This window comes from Mycobacterium sp. (assembly GCF_035570115.1).
GTDB lineage: Bacteria > Actinomycetota > Actinomycetes > Mycobacteriales > Mycobacteriaceae > Mycobacterium.
Genome location: NZ_DATMLH010000259.1, coordinates 13702 through 30520 on the forward strand (window position 1 = coordinate 13702; position 16819 = coordinate 30520).

At 63.5% G+C, this 16819-nt stretch carries 15 protein-coding genes; 6 read left to right on the forward strand and 9 right to left on the reverse strand.

From position 1 onward, the window contains the following. The first annotated feature begins 279 nt into the window (after window positions 1-279). A complete protein-coding gene (locus tag VNW74_RS24370) occupies window positions 280-999 on the forward strand; it encodes a hypothetical protein (RefSeq protein ID WP_325681605.1) in 720 nt (239 codons plus the stop codon). Between the two features lie 97 nt (window positions 1000-1096). On the opposite strand, the gene VNW74_RS24375 is transcribed toward VNW74_RS24370, so the two are convergent. The 4 genes from VNW74_RS24375 to VNW74_RS24390 form a co-directional block, all read right to left on the reverse strand. After that, window positions 1097-1909, reverse strand: coding sequence for a hypothetical protein (locus tag VNW74_RS24375; RefSeq protein ID WP_325681607.1), 813 nt, complete (start codon window positions 1907-1909; stop codon window positions 1097-1099). A gap of 74 nt (window positions 1910-1983) precedes the next feature. Further along, window positions 1984-2775 carry a hypothetical protein gene (locus tag VNW74_RS24380; protein WP_325681609.1) on the reverse strand — a complete coding sequence of 264 codons (792 nt, stop codon included), beginning with the start codon at window positions 2773-2775 and terminating at the stop codon, window positions 1984-1986. Between the two features lie 12 nt (window positions 2776-2787). After that, complete coding sequence (locus VNW74_RS24385) at window positions 2788-3117, reverse strand: hypothetical protein (RefSeq protein WP_325681611.1); 330 nt, start codon at window positions 3115-3117, stop codon at window positions 2788-2790. A gap of 435 nt (window positions 3118-3552) precedes the next feature. After that, on the reverse strand, window positions 3553-4275 hold the full coding sequence (locus tag VNW74_RS24390; RefSeq protein ID WP_325681613.1) for a hypothetical protein: 723 nt from the start codon (window positions 4273-4275) through the stop codon (window positions 3553-3555). Window positions 4276-4929: 654 nt separating this feature from the next. Between VNW74_RS24390 and VNW74_RS24395 the strand changes: the two genes are divergently transcribed. After that, window positions 4930-6639: an ABC transporter ATP-binding protein gene (locus VNW74_RS24395; RefSeq protein ID WP_325681615.1), complete on the forward strand. Its 1710-nt coding sequence runs from the start codon at window positions 4930-4932 to the stop codon at window positions 6637-6639. A gap of 28 nt (window positions 6640-6667) precedes the next feature. Here the strand turns inward: VNW74_RS24395 and VNW74_RS24400 are convergent, their stop codons facing one another. After that, window positions 6668-7435: a Stf0 family sulfotransferase gene (locus VNW74_RS24400; RefSeq protein ID WP_325681617.1), complete on the reverse strand. Its 768-nt coding sequence runs from the start codon at window positions 7433-7435 to the stop codon at window positions 6668-6670. 278 nt (window positions 7436-7713) lie between these two features. Here VNW74_RS24400 and VNW74_RS24405 point away from each other — a divergent pair, with 278 nt between their 5' ends. Then, the gene (locus VNW74_RS24405; RefSeq protein ID WP_325681619.1) at window positions 7714-8172 is read left to right on the forward strand and encodes a hypothetical protein; all 459 of its coding nucleotides are present in this window, start codon (window positions 7714-7716) and stop codon (window positions 8170-8172) included. 135 nt (window positions 8173-8307) lie between these two features. Here VNW74_RS24405 and VNW74_RS24410 read toward each other — a convergent pair whose 3' ends face one another. Next, window positions 8308-9108, reverse strand: a complete 801-nt coding sequence (locus VNW74_RS24410; protein WP_325681621.1) for a crotonase/enoyl-CoA hydratase family protein — start codon at window positions 9106-9108, stop codon at window positions 8308-8310. Window positions 9109-9126: 18 nt separating this feature from the next. On the opposite strand from VNW74_RS24410, the gene VNW74_RS24415 reads away from it, so the two are divergent. Beyond that, window positions 9127-10824: an acyl-CoA synthetase gene (locus VNW74_RS24415; RefSeq protein WP_325681623.1), complete on the forward strand. Its 1698-nt coding sequence runs from the start codon at window positions 9127-9129 to the stop codon at window positions 10822-10824. A gap of 228 nt (window positions 10825-11052) precedes the next feature. Beyond that, window positions 11053-12600 carry an acetolactate synthase large subunit gene (locus tag VNW74_RS24420; RefSeq protein ID WP_325681624.1) on the forward strand — a complete coding sequence of 516 codons (1548 nt, stop codon included), beginning with the start codon at window positions 11053-11055 and terminating at the stop codon, window positions 12598-12600. Between the two features lie 29 nt (window positions 12601-12629). Here the strand turns inward: VNW74_RS24420 and fadD17 are convergent, their stop codons facing one another. The 3 genes from fadD17 to VNW74_RS24435 are packed head-to-tail and all read right to left on the reverse strand — an operon-like array spanning window position 12630 to window position 16444. Further along, window positions 12630-14138: a long-chain-fatty-acid--CoA ligase FadD17 gene (gene fadD17, locus VNW74_RS24425; protein ID WP_325681626.1), complete on the reverse strand. Its 1509-nt coding sequence runs from the start codon at window positions 14136-14138 to the stop codon at window positions 12630-12632. Window positions 14139-14142: 4 nt separating this feature from the next. Then, window positions 14143-15240, reverse strand: coding sequence for an acyl-CoA dehydrogenase family protein (locus VNW74_RS24430; protein ID WP_325681628.1), 1098 nt, complete (start codon window positions 15238-15240; stop codon window positions 14143-14145). A gap of 22 nt (window positions 15241-15262) precedes the next feature. Beyond that, window positions 15263-16444, reverse strand: a complete 1182-nt coding sequence (locus VNW74_RS24435) for an acyl-CoA dehydrogenase family protein (RefSeq protein ID WP_325681629.1) — start codon at window positions 16442-16444, stop codon at window positions 15263-15265. A gap of 181 nt (window positions 16445-16625) precedes the next feature. On the opposite strand from VNW74_RS24435, the gene VNW74_RS24440 reads away from it, so the two are divergent. Next, window positions 16626-16817 (forward strand): ferredoxin, encoded by a 192-nt coding sequence (locus VNW74_RS24440; RefSeq protein WP_325681630.1) that lies wholly within the window; start codon window positions 16626-16628, stop codon window positions 16815-16817. The last annotated feature ends 2 nt before the right edge of the window (window positions 16818-16819 follow it).

Genomic DNA, 16819 nt, shown 5'->3' on the forward strand with positions numbered 1-16819 from the left:
AGTAGATGTCGTCGTGCTCGGCGTCTGGTCGGCTCGGTATCAATAGCCGAATATCGATCCGAATTAGCCGCCGGAGCGACATGCATCGCTACTATGCTCAACAACGTCGTATTCGTATAGCGCCGCCCCGTGTGCGGTCGGTGGGCGTTGGGATCCCAAGTGCCTGAGAGGCTTAGCGCAGAACAGATCGATCAGTTTGTCGAGCTCGGCTTCTGCACACTGCGGGGCGTGTTCACCCGGCAGTGTGCCGTCGCAGCGCGCGATCTGCTGTGGACGCGGATGGCGCAGAAAGCCGGGATCCATCGCGATGATCCGCGAACCTGGCCCGCGCTCTACACCGGCGAAGCGCAAATCGACGCGCCGGCCGTGCAGGCCTGCTTCACCGACGCGCTCGCTGAGGCCATCGAGACGCTTCTTGGACCGGGGCGCTGGACGGGCATTCGCAAATGGGGCTTCTGGCCGGTCAATTTCTCGTTCGGCGCAGATGCGAGCGATGCCTTCCCCGATGAGGGCTGGCATCTCGATGGCACCTGGTTCAAATGGCCACCCGCCCCCGGGTGGCACTCCCTTGACGCTTTGCAGCAGGGCCTATTCGCCATCGGTCTATTCACCGATCTGGCAGCCGGTGGCGGGGGGACCGCTTTGGCACTGGGATCGCATAAGACGACCGCACGCACGCTGGCGCGCTATCCGCACGGGCACGCGGATTGCAACCTATTTGACGAGGTGCTGCGCGAGCCGATCGGGAATTTTCATGAGATCACCGGAGCGGTGGGCGATGTGGTCCTCGCCCATCCGCTTCTTCTGCACGCCCGCGGCTACAAGCGCAGCGGCCCACCGCGCATCATCAGCATCACTGATGCGATGCTGCGCGCTCCAATAAATTTGGACCGGGCCGACGGCGATTACTCCATTCTCGAGGAATCGATCCGCCACGCGCTGCGCTCCGCGCCCGACGCGCCGCGCCAGGCCAAACTGTGCCGTGGGCCCGCAGAGTGATCCTGCGGTCAATTGACCCGCCGAGCCGTCTCGGCGCATTCGGAGTCGTCGAGGAAGTCACGCGCGATGACGCGTCGACAAGAGCGGCGCCCGTTGGTTAGCATGCGGGATCGCTGAGATAGCGCAACAGCTCCGTTGAGATCGCGCCGTCACACCGTCGGTCGTAGCAGCCGTAGCCGGGCATGGGATTGACCTCCAGACACCAGTATTGGCCCGCGGCGTCGATCTTGAAGTCCCACCCAGTGAACGCCATGCCCATGGCGTTCGACGCGCGCACGATGCGTTCGGTGATCGCTGGCTCGGGCACGAAAGTGGCGAGCCGGCTGATGTCCCCCGCCGTCCGATAGTCGATGTTCGGGGAGTCGACCCGCTGGGCGATGACTTCGCTTCCGACCACGTGGATGCGCGCGTCCTCGCCTTCGATGAGCCGCTGTAAATGCACAGGGCCAGCGGCGGGTTCGAAACCCGCAAAGTCGGTATCCGTGACTTCCGTTGTATCCGCGCGCACGCCGCATACGGTCTTGGACACCGTTCGCCCTTTGTTGAGGAAGGCCGTGATCTCCGCCGGATCGCAGGTCGTCACGCTCTCTGGAACCGAAAATCCGTAGCGCAGCAATAGTGCTTCATGCAGTGGTTTCGAACTGTTGTGCTCGCCGCCGTGACCGCGATTGGCGACTCGTCCCGGTATGTCGTTGATCCAGGCGAACAGCCCTGTACATAGTGCTTGCCAGCGCCGCACGCGCTGTGGGTCTGACTCCATGTCCGCGAGACTGATGATGCGGCAATAGAAGGCATCACTTGGTTGCAGGTGGACGCTTTGATCCGACAGGCTCAGTTCGGCGGTGCCCGCGGGCCCGATGGGAAAGACCCATTCGCCCTCCACCGCATCGCGCAGATCAACGGCGAGCACCTCCGTCCCGTGCGCCGCCGCCTCCGCCAGGAAGTGCGCGAACGTGGCCTCGGACCGCAGACCGAGCGCGTAAATCATGGGTGCAGGTCCTGGCATAGCCCTTCGAGCACCGCGTCGAGGCAGGTGCGCAACTCCGCCGCGCTCGGTTCGGCGTTGAGGCGCACAGGCACCGCCCCATCGTCGCCCACCATCCACGTCACAGTGGCGAAGTGCAGGTCGAAACGGGCGACGATCTCGATACAGCGAGCGAGCAAGTTGGCGCGTTGGGTGCGCGGATCGTTGGTTGCAGCGAACGCCCGCGCACCCACGATCGAGATGGTCTCGTAGCCGCCGTCCAAGGTGACGGAGCGAACCCGCGCGGGAACGTTCGCCCGCAGCGCCGACAACTCCCTCGTGCGGAAGTCAATGTCCTCGCCCCAGATTGGTGGCTTGATTTTTCCGAGCGCTATCGCGGGATCACTGACGTGGAGTTCGCGATACGCGGTTCCGGTGCACGCGCCCATCCTTGACGCAATCGCCGATATTGTTAGCCGGCCCACCGACCCTGCCGGCGTAGGCCTATTGATCACCGGCGACTTGCACAGCGCGGCCGCAGCCCAAAGAGTCGCAAAAGCTTCCGCGCGCAAGAAACGCTCGTCCTCAGAGGTGGCCTTATCGTCCGACCAAGCGCTGGCACGTATGAACAAAGGAATATCGGGAAAGACATGCGCACCGTCGTCGTCAACCCTGATCGTGAACAGTCGCGCCGCCGAGAGCCCGTCGACAATCGCGCAGCGATGACCTCGACGGCTCAGTGCCTCATGTAGTTGACACGCTAACTCGTCGTTCGGATCGGCGACGATCAAAACCTCGGGGTCACCCGCCACTCTCTGCTCTGCCTACACGATGGGATCACGCTTTTCTAATTCGGTGGGCTGCATCCATTTTTGTCCGACGCTCATTTCGGCGCGGGCTTCGTCATTCGCCGCGGCATCGGCGCCAGCCGCGCGAATGACCTCCTCATAGCCGGTGCCGCCCGGCGCGTGGCTGTTCTCCTGGTCTTTGCTGTCTTTGCCGTCCTTGCTATCCTTTTGGTCCTTCTGCTGCTCCTTGCTGTAGAGCTTGTTGTACGACGATTTGGCGCTTTCCGCGTCCTCCGTAGCCGCATCTGAGGCCAAGTGGCTCAGGATTTCGGCGCGCCGGTCGTGTGAGATGAATGGAGCGGCCATGGTCAATTGCCTTTCGTTGCTCTCCATTGACAATGCAGACTGCGCTGATGCTACTCGGTTGCCGCTCGGCCCACTCGATTTCCGTAATCCGGCAGTTTTCGCGTCTTCTCTACCAGTAGGCTTCGCCTCTGACCGCCGAGCATCGGGCTGGTCAGCCGGTCGTGTTGCTATCAGGCTGTGGTGATGGCTACAGCAGTAGCTGGAAGTTACGTCCGGGAAAAGTACATCGACTGCTTCGCGGTGCCTGACGATTGACCTGAGACGACGTAACAGCGCCGTGCCAGAAGGGCCGCTGCTGAATACGTGTTAAACGACCTCTGTGCCTTTATGAATTTGGAATGAACTGACAGCGATTATCCGTTGTCGAGGAACCGATCCGTCGGGCGCCGGTCCGACGCGCCGCCGAGTGAGATTGTGCCGCTCCTGCTGACGCATCTACCAGTAGATCGTCCACCGCCCATCATGCCGCACCCCGTGGCCCTGCAACGTGACGCGCAGGCCCTTTGGTGTCCGCGAGGGTGACCTGACTAACGCGTGCAGCACGAGACCGTCATGCAACACCATGCGGCCCGTCTCGTATCTCACTAGTGTCCAGGGATTCTGCACGGCCCAGTTTCTGCTGCCCGCGTCACGCCGAACGGCCTCCTCGTAGTCGAGGGGCCAGACCGCAAGGCCGGTGCCTCCTGTGGGTTGCTGCAGCGGCAGTGTGAAGCTGAGCGTCGCCTCGGGTGCCCGGCCCGGAACGACCTGGCGGAACTGCATGTCGAAATGCGCGCGTTCGCCGATGTTATCGTCCGCCAACACGCTTCCGTCGTAGGCGAAGATGTGGAAACCCGGCATGGCGAGGCAATCGTCATAGGTCACCGGCTCCGCGAGAAGGGACTCCAAGAACCCGCGAAGACCGCCGTAGAGATCGCTGAAGGCTTCAGACAGTGTCGGGTTTGTCTGTGCGGCCGCGGCGAGGTAGGTCTCGCGCGACTCTTCAGCATCCAGGTAGGCCGCGGCGCCCAGCGTGAAGGAATCACCGAATTCCGAACGTCTCGTCCAGCGATTCTGCAATCTATTGACACGGCGCACCGTCTCGACGCATTCCGACTCATCGAGGAAGTCATGCACAACAACCCGCGACGACACGAGCGGGTCACTGTTGCTCAGCATGTGATACCTGGCCGGTAGCACGCACGATATAGGTCAGATTCCGTGCGAGCGAGATTGGTGATGCGGCAATAAAAGCTTGCATCGGGTTCCGGGTCGAGGCTTCGATCCGACGATTTCAGTTGCGCGGCGGCAATCATTGGCAACCACCTCCGTCCCGCATTGCCGACTGGTGGACGAACGCTACCATCCAATCGTAGAGCTAGGCTAGGGCGTCGATCATGAGCGCAAGTCGGATTGGACGCCGTGGATGCCGTTGCGGCGCGAGAAGGGAATTGATCGCACGATGACCTACACATTGGTAATCGTTGTGCACAAGCCTGATTATCCGCTGCGTCGGCTACAGGCCCGTTCACTCGCCCGCTATCTGTCACCGGTATTCACGGACGAGATTTGCCGAGTCGGGTTTTGCGTCACGTCGGTGAGGGGACCGCGTGTCCGCGCCACCACGCGCCGCTGCCGCGTCTAGCGATTATCGCGGTCGCAGATCGGGCTTCGGTGGTCGCCGAGCGTTCCTCGAGCCCGAAGCGTTGGGTCTGAACGCAAACATCGGGTTCGGGATATGCCGACTGACCGTCACCTCGCAAAAAGAAGGGCGTTGCTATGGCGCGTCTGATTCGTGAGCTACTCCAGCCGTACCGCTGGCTTCTAGTCATCGTGCTGGCGGCGATGCTGGCGGCGGCGGCGATGTCCCTCGCTGGGCCCTGGCCGCTCAAGATCATCATCGACAGCGTGATTTCCAACCACCCTCTCCCAGGATGGGCGAAATGGTTTGCACGGATGCTAGGAAGCGGCGGCAAAATGCGGATCGCGTTGCTGGCGGGAATCTCTATCGTATTGATCGCCGTCTTGTCAGCGATCGCCAATTACATCGCCACTTACTTCGTCGAGAGTATTGGCCAATCGGTTGCCAAGGATCTGCGGATTCGGGCATATCATCATTTGCAGCGCCTTTCCCTCGGCTGGTACCGCACCCATCAGGTCGGCACAATACTCAGCACCATCACCACAGACGTCTCGACGATTCAGAGTTTCGCCGCGGCAAGCCCAGCGATTATTTTTGTCAACTTGACCACCATTATCGGCATGCTGATTGTGATGTTCATGCTTCGTTGGGATTTCGCCCTGATCGCTGTTGCGTTGCTTCCGTTCCTGCTCTTTGGGGCATCACGCGTCAGAAACTCCATACAAAAGACAGCCTGGAAGGTCCGCGAAATCGAGGCCGAGATGGTGGCCACCGTCCAAGAGGGCCTGGATTTGGTGGAAGTGGTCCAGGCGTTCGACCGCCAACACCTGGAGGAGAAGCGACTGGCGCAGATCAGCGGGCTGATCATGCAGGCATCGCTGAGGGCACGGCGTGTGCGGTCGCTGCTTGGGCCGGTGGTCACCATTCCTATCGCGATGTGTACCGCCTTTGTGCTCTGGCGCGGCACATCGCTGATCCTGGCAGGGACCTTGACGCTGGGCACGCTCACTGTGATCAGCGCTTATCTGGGGGCGTTCTTCGCACAGGTGCACGATCTCTCGTCGCAGACGGACAGCATCGCCCAGACGTCGGTGGCGGTTCAGCGGATACAGGACCTCCTCAAAGCCGACGCCATTATTCCGGAGCGCCCCGACGCTATTGATCCGCCGCCGTTTCGCGGTGACATCGCCTATGAGCACGTGACTTTCGGCTACGACCCCGACACCCCGGTGTTGCGCGACATCAACTTCACCGTCCAGCATGGGGAACTGCTGGGCATCGTCGGCGCCACCGGAACCGGCAAGTCGACCGCGGTAAGCCTCATCTCGCGGTTCTATGATGTCAACCGCGGCACCATCAGGATCGACGGCACAGACATCCGCGATTTCAAGCTGCACGGACTGCGCAACCAGATCGCGTTCGTACTCCAGGACACCGTCCTTTTCCGGGGAACGGTGCGCGACAACATCGCTGTTGGGCGTCCCGACGCCACTACGGACGAAATCGTGCAGGCGGCCAAGCTCGGCAACGCCGATGAATTCATCACCCGCATGCCGCGGGGCTACGAGAGCATCGTCGGCGAGCGAGGTCTGAGGCTCTCCGCCGGCCAGCGCCAGCGCATCGGCATAGCCCGCGCGCTGATTCGCAACAACCCGATCCTGATTCTCGACGAACCCAGCGCGGCGCTCGACGCCGAATCCGAACAGGTGGTGCTCGAGGCGCTAGACCGGCTGATGAAGGACCGCACCGTCATTTGCATCGCCCATCGGCTGAGCACCATCCGCGACGCCAATAAGATCATCGCGTTCAAAGACGGTGCGGTGGCCGAAGAAGGCACCCACCAGGAGTTGCTGGCGCGTGATGGTGTCTACGCCGAGTTGCACCGCATCCAATACCGGTAAGAGTCCACCTAAACCCCATCGGCGGGGTTCACGGATCGGTGCTAAACGCTGTCGGTGCGGATGACTCCGTGGCGGGCCGGCCGCAGGGCGTATTCAGGTCTGCTCCGGCTCGGGCAACCCACTCTTCAGTCATATCGTCGGCTTGGCGCGTTAGAACCGGATCGGGAATCGATCGGGTTGCTTCGAGGCCTAGAAAGGTTAGTACGTCTTTGACCGTTCCGCGATAATCTCTCTCAAGCGCCTCGTAATTCACGCGAAATACCGGTCCGTCAAACGTCTGCAGCACCGCCTCCCACGAATGCTCATGGCAGTCAATCAGTTCCATGATGGACCGTATTTCGTTGGCGTCGTAGACAGGCCACGGCGCGGGACCATGCACGTCTGTTCTGCGGCGGGACCACTCGCCTGTCAAACCCGCTCGAACAAACGACACCGCTTGCCTTAAGCGGTCCTCACGGCTGAGTCGCACGATGGAATACGGTCCGATCAGCGAGCGAATGATATCCGGGGTTTCGTCATTAGAGCCAAGATATCGTCGTGCGTCAGCGCCCCACGTCAAAAACTGTAGCCACATCAGCTTCGCGGCGAAAACGCCGTTGTGTGAACGTCCTCGCTGAACATAACGCCCGAAGTATTCCATGTGACTCGAGCAGCGGGCGTAGTCCCGCCATGTCCCCGGATCCTCTGCCGAGGAGTACTCCTCCGGAAAACCCGCCACTCCGCTCGCGATGAGCCCTTCGCACAGCAAAGAACTGCCTGTACGCGGCGTTGTTGCAATCAGATACGCTCTCGCCATTGTCCGAAAATAACACTGCAGCGCACTGCGCCGAATGGGATTCAGGCCCGAGAGCTCCACCGTCCTGCCGCGACAGGACCGGCAGCGAAGGTCTCGCACCTCCTTCGAATCGACAGCCGCACGGCCACTCAATGGCAACTGAATACCGATTCGGCTGCCGTCGACGGTGACGACAGTGCTCGTCGCAGCGGCGAAGTCAGCTGATGCCGACGCGACCTACATCCGCCGCGCACGGCGGCCGTTAGTGTCGCACTACGCGGTGAGAGCACCGAACAGCCATGCAGAAACAGCATAAAGAAGAGAGGCAAGAAATTAAAGAACCACTGAGACTATATACCTTTGGACTTTTAAGCAGATATGGCTTTGGTGACGGTGACGTGCTTGCAGAATACGCCGATGACGTTCTCGAAATATATGATTATGAATACGATGACGGTTCTCATGCACCCTACGACCTTGCTGAAGAACTCCACGACATCGTGCAACGTTACTTACTCCCAGAGTTGAATCACAAGGTCGAGATAACATTCATTCATACACACCATAATCCCGTTCGCGCCATCAGGATAGACGGCCGTGATTATTCATCAACCTGGTCCGATAAATGCGCAGCCCACGAATGGGAAGAAAAGCTGACGCCTGAATGCGTCGAAGTATCGGCCGAGCAAGTCCTCTCTTTCCTGACGGAGTACGGATATAAACCATCCGCCAGCGAGGGGAGGAAAGACCCTGAATAACAGACCGGGCTAGATGAATGGTGCCCCCACGTGAAAGGAGTGCCGCGCGGGATCGACAGTGCACCGAACGTGAAACTGCTGACAGAAATCGGCGAAAAACTGGCAACAGTTTCACGCTCGACGCAATCAGGCGCCTCAGCGGCCCTTGAACTGCGGGGTGCGCTTCTCTTTGAAGGCCAGTGGGCCTTCCTTCGCGTCGTCGGACAGGAATACCGCGATGCCGAGCTTGGTGTCTATCTTGAACGCCTCGTTCTCGTGCAAGCCCTCGGTTTCCCGGATCGCGCGCAGGATCGCCTGGACCGCCAGCGGCCCGTTGTTGTTGATCACCTCGGCGATCTCGAGCGCCTTGGTCAGCGCCTCGCCGTCGGGAACGAGATGGCCGATCAAGCCGATCTCCTTGGCTTCCGCGGCGGTGATGTGCCGACCGGTCAGCAGCAGGTCGCAAGCCACCGTGTAGGGGATCTGCCGCACCAGGCGCACCGCCGAGCCGCCCATCGGATACAGGCTCCACTTGGCCTCCGAGATGCCGAACTTGGCGCTTTCGCCCGCGATGCGGATGTCGGTGCCCTGCAAGATCTCGGTGCCGCCGGCGATGGCCGGGCCCTCGACCGCGGCGATCAGCGGTTTGGTCAGCCGACGGCCTTTCAGCAGGGCGTCGATGCGTGACGGGTCATAGCTGCCGTCCTTGAACGAGTCACCCGGCGGCCGGGCGGTTGCGGCCTTGAGGTCCATGCCCGCGCAGAAGTAGCCGCCGGCCCCGGTCAGGATGCAGCACCGGATGTCGGGATCGTTGTCGACGCGGTCCCACGCCTCGACCATGATCGAGAGCATCTCGGTAGAGAGCGCATTGCGGGCCTCGGGGCGGTTCAGCGTCAAGATCAGGGTGTGTCCGCGCTGCTCAATGATGGCGTCGGCGTTTTTTTCGGACTCGCTCACGGGTGATCGCCTTCCTCCATGCGGGCGTCGGACTTGTCAGGAAATGTAACACGTTCTAATTTGGGGTCCGTGGCACTGAATATTGCGGACCTGGCTGAGCACGCCATCGACGCCGTACCCGACCGTGTCGCCCTGATCTGCGGCGACGACCAGCTGACCTACGCCCGATTGGAGGAGAAGGCCAACCGCCTGGCGCACTACCTTCTCGACCAGGGTGTGAAGAAGGACGACAAGGTAGGCCTCTACTGCCGCAACCGCAACGAGATCGTCATCGCGATGCTCGGCATCGTGAAGGCCGGCGCCATCCTGGTCAACGTCAACTACCGCTACGTCGAGGGCGAACTTCGCTACCTGTTCGACAACTCCGACATGGTTGCGCTCGTCCACGAGCGCCAGTACGCCGACCGGGTCGCCAACGTGCTGCCGGACACCCCCAACGTCAAGACGGTCCTCGTCGTCGAAGATGGCAGCGACAACGATTTCCAGCGTTACGGCGGTCTCGAGTTCTACGCGGCGGTCGCGGACAGTTCGCCCGAACGTGACTTCGGTGAGCGCAGCGCCGATGACATCTACCTGCTGTATACCGGCGGCACCACCGGCTTCCCGAAGGGCGTGATGTGGCGCCACGAGGACATCTACCGGGTGCTGTTCGGCGGAACTGACTTCGCCACAGGCGAATTCGTCAAAGACGAGCACGGCCTCGCCAAAGCCGCCGCGCAGAATCCGCCGATGATCCGCTATCCGATTCCGCCGATGATCCACGGCGCCACGCAGTCGGCCACTTGGATGTCGATCTTTTCTGGCCAAACCACCGTGCTCGCACCGGAATTCAACGCCGACGAGGTGTGGCGGAGAATTCACGACCACAAGGTGAACCTGCTGTTCTTTACCGGCGACGCGATGGCGCGGCCGCTGCTCGACGCATTGCTGGCGCATCAGGACGAAGGCACCAAGTACGATCTGTCGTCGCTGTTCCTGCTCGCCAGCACCGCGGCGCTGTTCTCACCGAGCATCAAGGAGCGCCTGCTGGAGTTGCTGCCCAACCGGGTCATCACCGACTCCATCGGATCTTCGGAGACCGGCTTCGGCGGCACCAGCATCGTCGCCAAGGACGCGCCGCACAGCGGCGGCCCGCGCGTGACGATCGATCACCGCACCGTCGTACTCGACGAGGACGGCAACGAAGTGCAGCCCGGTTCCGGCGTGCGCGGTCTGATCGCCAAGAAGGGCAACATCCCGGTCGGCTACTACAAGGACGAGAAGAAGACCGCCGAGACGTTCAAGACCATCAATGGCGTGCGCTACGCCATTCCGGGTGACTATGCGCGGGTCGAACAGGACGGCACCGTCACCATGCTCGGCCGCGGCTCGGTGTCGATCAACAGCGGCGGCGAGAAGATCTACCCCGAGGAGGTCGAAGCGGCGCTCAAGGGCCATCCCGACGTCTTCGACGCGTTGGTGGTCGGCGTGCCGGACGCCCGCTACGGCCAGCATGTCGCCGCCGTGGTGCAGGGCCGGCCCGGTTCCCGGCCGACGCTGTCGGAGCTGGATAGTTTCGTGCGCGCCGAGATCGCGGGATACAAAGTGCCACGCAGCCTTTGGTTGGTCGACGAAGTGAAGCGCTCACCGGCCGGGAAACCCGACTACCGCTGGGCCAAGGAGCAGACCGAGGCGCGCCCGGCCGACGATGTGCATGCCGCTCACGTCACTGCGTGATGCGCACCGATTGGTGCGACCGGTTCGGCATACAGTATGACCCGAACCGGAGCCTCGACGTTCCGGTCCCCGATTGGATAATCAGGGGTGTGCGGGCCGCTCGCTCGAATAAGGGCGGCACGTCGAACGGGTGCCGTCGCCCGGGCCGCGATGGCCGTCTGAGGGCGTCTACAGTCGATCCGCGATGACCATGCTGGCCTCCTTCTCGCAGGATCGAAAGGTGCAACTGTGAACGGCGCGCAGGCGCTTATCAATACCCTCGTCGATGGCGGCGTCGACGTGTGCTTCGCCAACCCCGGAACGTCCGAGATGCACTTCGTCGCGGCGCTGGACGCCGTGCCGCGAATGCGCGGGGTGCTAACCCTTTTCGAGGGCGTCGCGACCGGCGCGGCTGATGGCTATGCCCGCATCGCCCGCCGTCCCGCAGCGGTGCTGCTGCATCTGGGCCCCGGGCTGGGCAACGGCCTGGCCAACCTGCACAACGCCCGTCGCGCCCGGGTGCCGATGGTGGTGGTCGTCGGCGACCATGCCACCTATCACAAGAAGTACGACGCCCCGCTGGAATCCGACATCGAGTCGGTGGCCAGCAGTGTGTCGGGCTGGCTGCGCCGATCCGTCGGTGATGTCGCGACTGATGCCGCCGAAGCCATCGCCACCAGCCAAAGCGGCGGCCAGGTCGCCACTTTGATTCTGCCCGCGGATATTTCGTGGACAGAGGGCGCACAGACCAGCCAGTCGGCCCCGGCTCGACCCGCGCCGACCGTCGACGCGGATGCCGTGCAGGTCGCCGCGAGAGTCTTGCAATCCGGCGAACCGACGGTGATCCTGATCGGCGGCGACGCCACCTGCGGGGCGGGGCTGACCGCGGCGGCGCGGGTCGCCGCCGCCACCGGCGCCCGCTGGTATTGCGAAGTATTCCCCACCCGCTTGGAGCGAGGCGCGGGCGTTCCCGCGGTCGACCGGATTGCCTACTTCGCCGAGGCCGTCGCGGCTCAACTCGATGGCGCCAAACATCTGATCTTGGCCGGGGCGGCATCCCCGGTGTCGTTCTTCGCCTATCCGGACAAGGCGAGCGATCTGGTGCCAGAGGGCTGCCAAGTTCATGTGCTCGCCGAACACATCGGCGCCGCAGCGGCTTTAGCGGCGTTGGCCGATGAGGTGGCGCCCGGCACGACTGCGGCCGTCGCCGCGCCGTCGCGGCCGCAGCTGCCGTCAGGTGCGCTCACTGCCGCATCGGTCGCCGACGTGATCGGTGCCCTGCTGCCCGAACGGGCGATCGTCGTCGACGAGTCCAACACGTCGAGTGTGCCGCTGGCGGCGGCGACGGCCGGCGCGCCCGCGCATGACTGGCTCACGCTCACCGGCGGCGCCATCGGTTTCGGCATTCCGTCCGCCGTGGGCGCAGCCGTCGCCGCGCCCGACCGGCCGGTGCTGTGTCTGGAGTCCGACGGGTCGGCGATGTACACGATTTCGGGTCTGTGGACTCAGGCGCGGGAGAACCTGAACGTGACCACGGTGATCTACAACAACGGTGCCTACGACATTCTGCGGATCGAGCTACAGCGGGTCGGAGCCGGTTCAGCTCCGGGTCCGAAAGCGCTTGATCTGCTCGATTTGTCACGTCCCAGTATGGATTTCGTCAAGATAGCCGAGGGCCTGGGGGTTCCGGCGCGGCGTGTCATCACTGCCGAGGAATTCGCGGATGCGTTGCGCACGGCCTTCGCCGAACCGGGACCGCACCTGATCGACGCTGTGGTTCCGTCAATCCTCGGTTAGTTCGACGCCAACCGTCGCCGGGACGGTGACTAACGGCGAATGGGAAACACCGGATCGGTGCAGTCGAGGCCTTCGGCCGACAGCTGCCGCTTGATCACCTTGAAGGTCGCGGTGCGCGGCAGCGCCGCGCCGACCCGCACGTACGACGGCCACTGCTTGGGCCCCAGGTCGCTCTGCGCGGCCAGGAACGCACGGAATTTGTCCGCGTCGAACTCGACGCCGGGCATCATCACCACCGCGGCCATCACCTGATCGCCTACGGCCGGATCCGGCACCGCGTACACCGCCACCTCGGTCACGTCCGGATGGCGCAGCAGCACCCGCTCGATGGGCGCCGTCCCCAGGTTTTCCCCGTCGACGCGCAGCCAGTCACCGAGCCGGCCGGTGAAGTACGCATAACCGGCTTCGTCACGGTAGGCCAGGTCGCCGCTGTGGTAGACGCCGCCTGCCATGCGTTGCGCGTTGGCCTCGGTGTCGTTGTAGTAGCCCTCGAAACGACCCGGGCCGCTGACGTTTACCAGCTCACCCACCACGCCAACCGGGCAGGGCTGACCGGTGTCGACATCGCGGATCTCGATGCCGTCGGGCAGCAGACCCAGTGCACCCGGTGGGGTATCCGGAGTGCGGCTGATCGCCACGCCGCCCTCCGTCGACCCGAAGCCGTCGATGACGACGCAGCCGAACCTCTCCGCGAAACGCTCGAGATCTCCGGGCGCTCCCTCATTGCCGTAGACCGCCCGCAGCGGGTTGTCGGCGTCGTCCGGCCGCTCGGGCTGGGCGAGCACATAGGACAACGGCTTGCCGACGTAGTTGGCGTAGGTGGCGCCGTAGCGGCGGATGTCCGGCACAAATCCGGACGCGGAGAACTTGCGCCGCAACACCATTGAACCGCGGCAGGCTAACGACACCGCCCATCCCACCAGCACGGCGTTGGAATGGAACAACGGCATCGATGCATAGCAGACATCTGAAGGGTCAAGGCTGAAGCGGTCGGTCATCGTCACGCCGGCGATCGCCACCTTGCCGTGGCTGCACATCACCGCCTTGGGGTCACCGCTGGTACCCGAGGTGAAGATCAGCATGAACAGATCGTCGGGCCGGGCCGACTGGAATCCCATCTCGGCATCGTGGCGCGCGGCCACCTCGTCGGCCCATTCCGCCGCGTCGACGTTGACGTGGCCGATATCACCCAGCGTCGCAGCAGAATTCGAATCGGCCAGCACCAGTTGGCAATCGGCATGAGCGATGTCTCGGGCCAGCGCGGGACCGCGGCGCACCGGGTTGAGGCCAACCGGCACAATTCCCGATATGCCCGCGGCGACCAACACCGCGGAGAAGAACGGGGTGTTCTCCAGCAGCACTCCGACGTGTGGCGGCCGGGCCGGGTCGAGTCGCGCCCGCAGCGTCGCCGCTACCGCGGCACCGTGCCGGAGGTGATCACGCCAGTTGACGAACGAATCCTCGAAGTAGACGCCCCGATCCTCGACATCGACGAGCGGTCGGAGCAAGTCGACGACGGTTGGAAGCGGTTCGGTCACAGGGTTAGGCCGGGGTGTCCGCCAGCTCACGACCGATACGCAGCAGTTGCCCGGTCGCCCCGCCCACCGCGAACTCGGTTTGCTTGGCGGCCAGGAAGTAGCGGTGCACCGGATGATCGATGTCGATACCGACACCGCCGTGGATGTGAACGATGGTGTGCGCCACCCGATGTCCGGCGTCGGCGGCCCAGAATGCCGCGGTGGCGACCTCGGTGTCGGCTGGCAGATCCTCGCTGAGTCGCCACGCGGCCTGGGTCAGGGTCAGCCGCAGCCCCTTGACGTCGATGTAGGCGTCGGCCAGCCGTTGCCCTACTGCCTGGAAGCTGCCGATCGGGCGGTCGAACTGCTCACGAGTCCGCGCGTATTCGGCTGTCAACTGCAGCCCGCGGTCCAGCACACCGAGCTGAAAAGCGGCGTGGCCCAGCATATCCAGCGTGGCGATCCAGCTGACTACGTCCTCGCCGCCGACCACCCGTTGGGCGGGTACCTCGACCCCGTCCAGCCGGAGGTGCCCGATGCTGCCCAGCCCGGTGGTCTCCAGCGTCGTCACCGAGACTCCTGGGTCGCTGGTGGCAATCAGGAAAACGGCGGTACCGGAATCGGTTTCGGCCGGCACCAGGAACGCATCGGCCACCGGCCCGTAGCCGACCTGGGTGCGGGTTCCGGACAGGCGGTAGCCGTCACCGGAACGCGCGGCCTGCACCGGCCCGTCGCCCATCTCGCCGTCCAACGCGACCGTGAGGATCTTGGCGCCGCTGACAGCGGGCTCGCCCCAATCCTGCTGAAGTTCCGGTGAACCGAACCGGGCGAGGGCGCCCGCCGCCAGAACAACGGAGTCGAGGTAGGGGACGGCCGCAAGTTGCCGGCCGAGACCGACGAGTACGGCCATCTGTTCGAGCACGCCAAAACCGCCTCCGCCCAACGACTCCGGCGTCGCGGTGGAGAGGATGTCGGCGTCGATGAGCTTGCCCCACAGCTGGCGGTCGAAGCGTTGCTCCAGATCGTCGAGTTGCCGTTGATGCTCTGGCGTGCACACCGAATCGACGATCGTGTTGACGAGATCGCCGAGATCTTGCGCGGCTTCGGTGGTCGAAAAGTCCATGATCTTTGGGAATCCTTCTGCGTTAGCGGTTGGCTCGAGGCAGGCCCAACGCCACCATGCCGATGATGTCGCGCTGCACTTCGTTGGTGCCGCCGCCGAACGTCAGGATCAAGCAGGCCCGGTGCATCCGCTCGACTCGGCCGCGCAGCAACGCTCCGGGGGAATTCTGACGCACGGTCGCCGCGGTACCCAGCACCTCCATTAGCAGCCGGTAGGCCTCGGTGGCGAATTCGGTGCCGAACACCTTGGCCGCGGAGGCGTCCGCGGGCGACGGCGAGGCGGAGTCCGACGACGCGAGCTCCCAGTTGATCAGCTTGAGGACCTCGACCTTGGCGTGTACCCGGGCCAGGTTGAGCTGCACCCATTCGGAATCGATGAGCCGAGCGCCGCCGGCGTCCTTGGTGTTCTGCGCCCAGTCCCGTACCTGGTTGAGCGCCATGATGATCGGCATCGGCGATACCAGCGCGACGCGCTCGTGGTTGAGCTGGTTGGTGACCAGCTTCCAGCCGCCGTTCTCCTCGCCGACCCGGTTGGCGACCGGGACGCGGACATCTTGGTAATAGGTGGCGCTGGTGTCCACACCCGCCATGGTGTGCACCGGCGTCCATGAGAAACCCTCCGAGCTGGTTGGCACGATCAGCATCGAGATCCCGCGGTGCTTCTTGGCTTCGGTGTTGGTGCGCGCGGCCAGCCAGACGTAGTCCGCGTATGAGATCAGGCTGGTCCACATCTTCTGGCCGTTGACCACGTAGTCGTCGCCGTCGCGCACAGCGGTGGTCCGCAGGTTGGCCAGGTCGGTGCCGGCACCGGGCTCGGAGTAGCCGATCGAGAAGTGCAGGTCCCCCGAAGCGATCTTGGGCAGGTAGAACTTCTTCTGCTCCTCGGTACCGAAGGCCATGATGGTCGGCGCGACGCTGTTGATGGTCAGGAACGGCACCGGTGCGCCGGCGATCGCGGCCTCGTCGGTGAAGATCAGCGAGTCCATCGGTGAGCGGTCCTGGCCGCCGTACTCCTTAGGCCAGTTCAGGGTGAGCCACCCGTCCTTGCCCATCTGGGCGACCGTCTCGCGGTAGACGTTGCCTTCGCCGACCTCACCTGACGTCGAGCTCAATGCTTCGCGGCGTTCCGGGGTGATCAGCTTCTCGAAGTACGCCCGAAGCTCGCGACGCAGCTCCTCCTGCTCGGGGGTATAACTGATGCGCATTCCGGCCACCCTCCAGTCGTGGGTTGAGTGCGCGGCAGCCTGCATCAATGGCTACCCATTCGCCACCCTGGTTGTAACACGTTCTAGTCTGAGGGTCCAGCGACCGTCACGCCGAACGCGTTCGCGGCTGGTCGTATGGTGGGTTCCTACGCAGTCACAGCCCACGTTTTAGGAGGACGCCGTGCGGGTGATAGTCGACCACGACCGCTGCGAGGGCAACGCGGTGTGCTTGGGAATCGCGCCGGATATCTTCGATCTTGACGATGAGGACTACGCCGTAGTGAAGACCGACCCGGTCCCCGCCGACCAGGAGGCGCTGGCCGAGCAGGCGATCGCCGAATGCCCGCGAGCCGCCCTGAAACGCGAAGACTAGAG

Bases quoted from the DNA above. Each gene is read 5' to 3' on its own strand.
- VNW74_RS24400 (WP_325681617.1), bottom strand. From the start codon at position 7,435: ATGGCGAGAGCGTATCTGATTGCAACAACGCCGCGTACAGGCAGTTCT.
- VNW74_RS24405 (WP_325681619.1), top strand. From the start codon at position 7,714: ATGCAGAAACAGCATAAAGAAGAGAGGCAAGAAATTAAAGAACCACTG.
- VNW74_RS24385 (WP_325681611.1), bottom strand. From the start codon at position 3,117: ATGGCCGCTCCATTCATCTCACACGACCGGCGCGCCGAAATCCTGAGC.
- VNW74_RS24370 (WP_325681605.1), top strand. From the start codon at position 280: ATGGCGCAGAAAGCCGGGATCCATCGCGATGATCCGCGAACCTGGCCC.
- VNW74_RS24390 (WP_325681613.1), bottom strand. From the start codon at position 4,275: ATGCTGAGCAACAGTGACCCGCTCGTGTCGTCGCGGGTTGTTGTGCAT.
- VNW74_RS24430 (WP_325681628.1), bottom strand. From the start codon at position 15,240: ATGGACTTTTCGACCACCGAAGCCGCGCAAGATCTCGGCGATCTCGTC.
- VNW74_RS24435 (WP_325681629.1), bottom strand. From the start codon at position 16,444: ATGCGCATCAGTTATACCCCCGAGCAGGAGGAGCTGCGTCGCGAGCTT.
- VNW74_RS24415 (WP_325681623.1), top strand. From the start codon at position 9,127: ATGCGGGCGTCGGACTTGTCAGGAAATGTAACACGTTCTAATTTGGGG.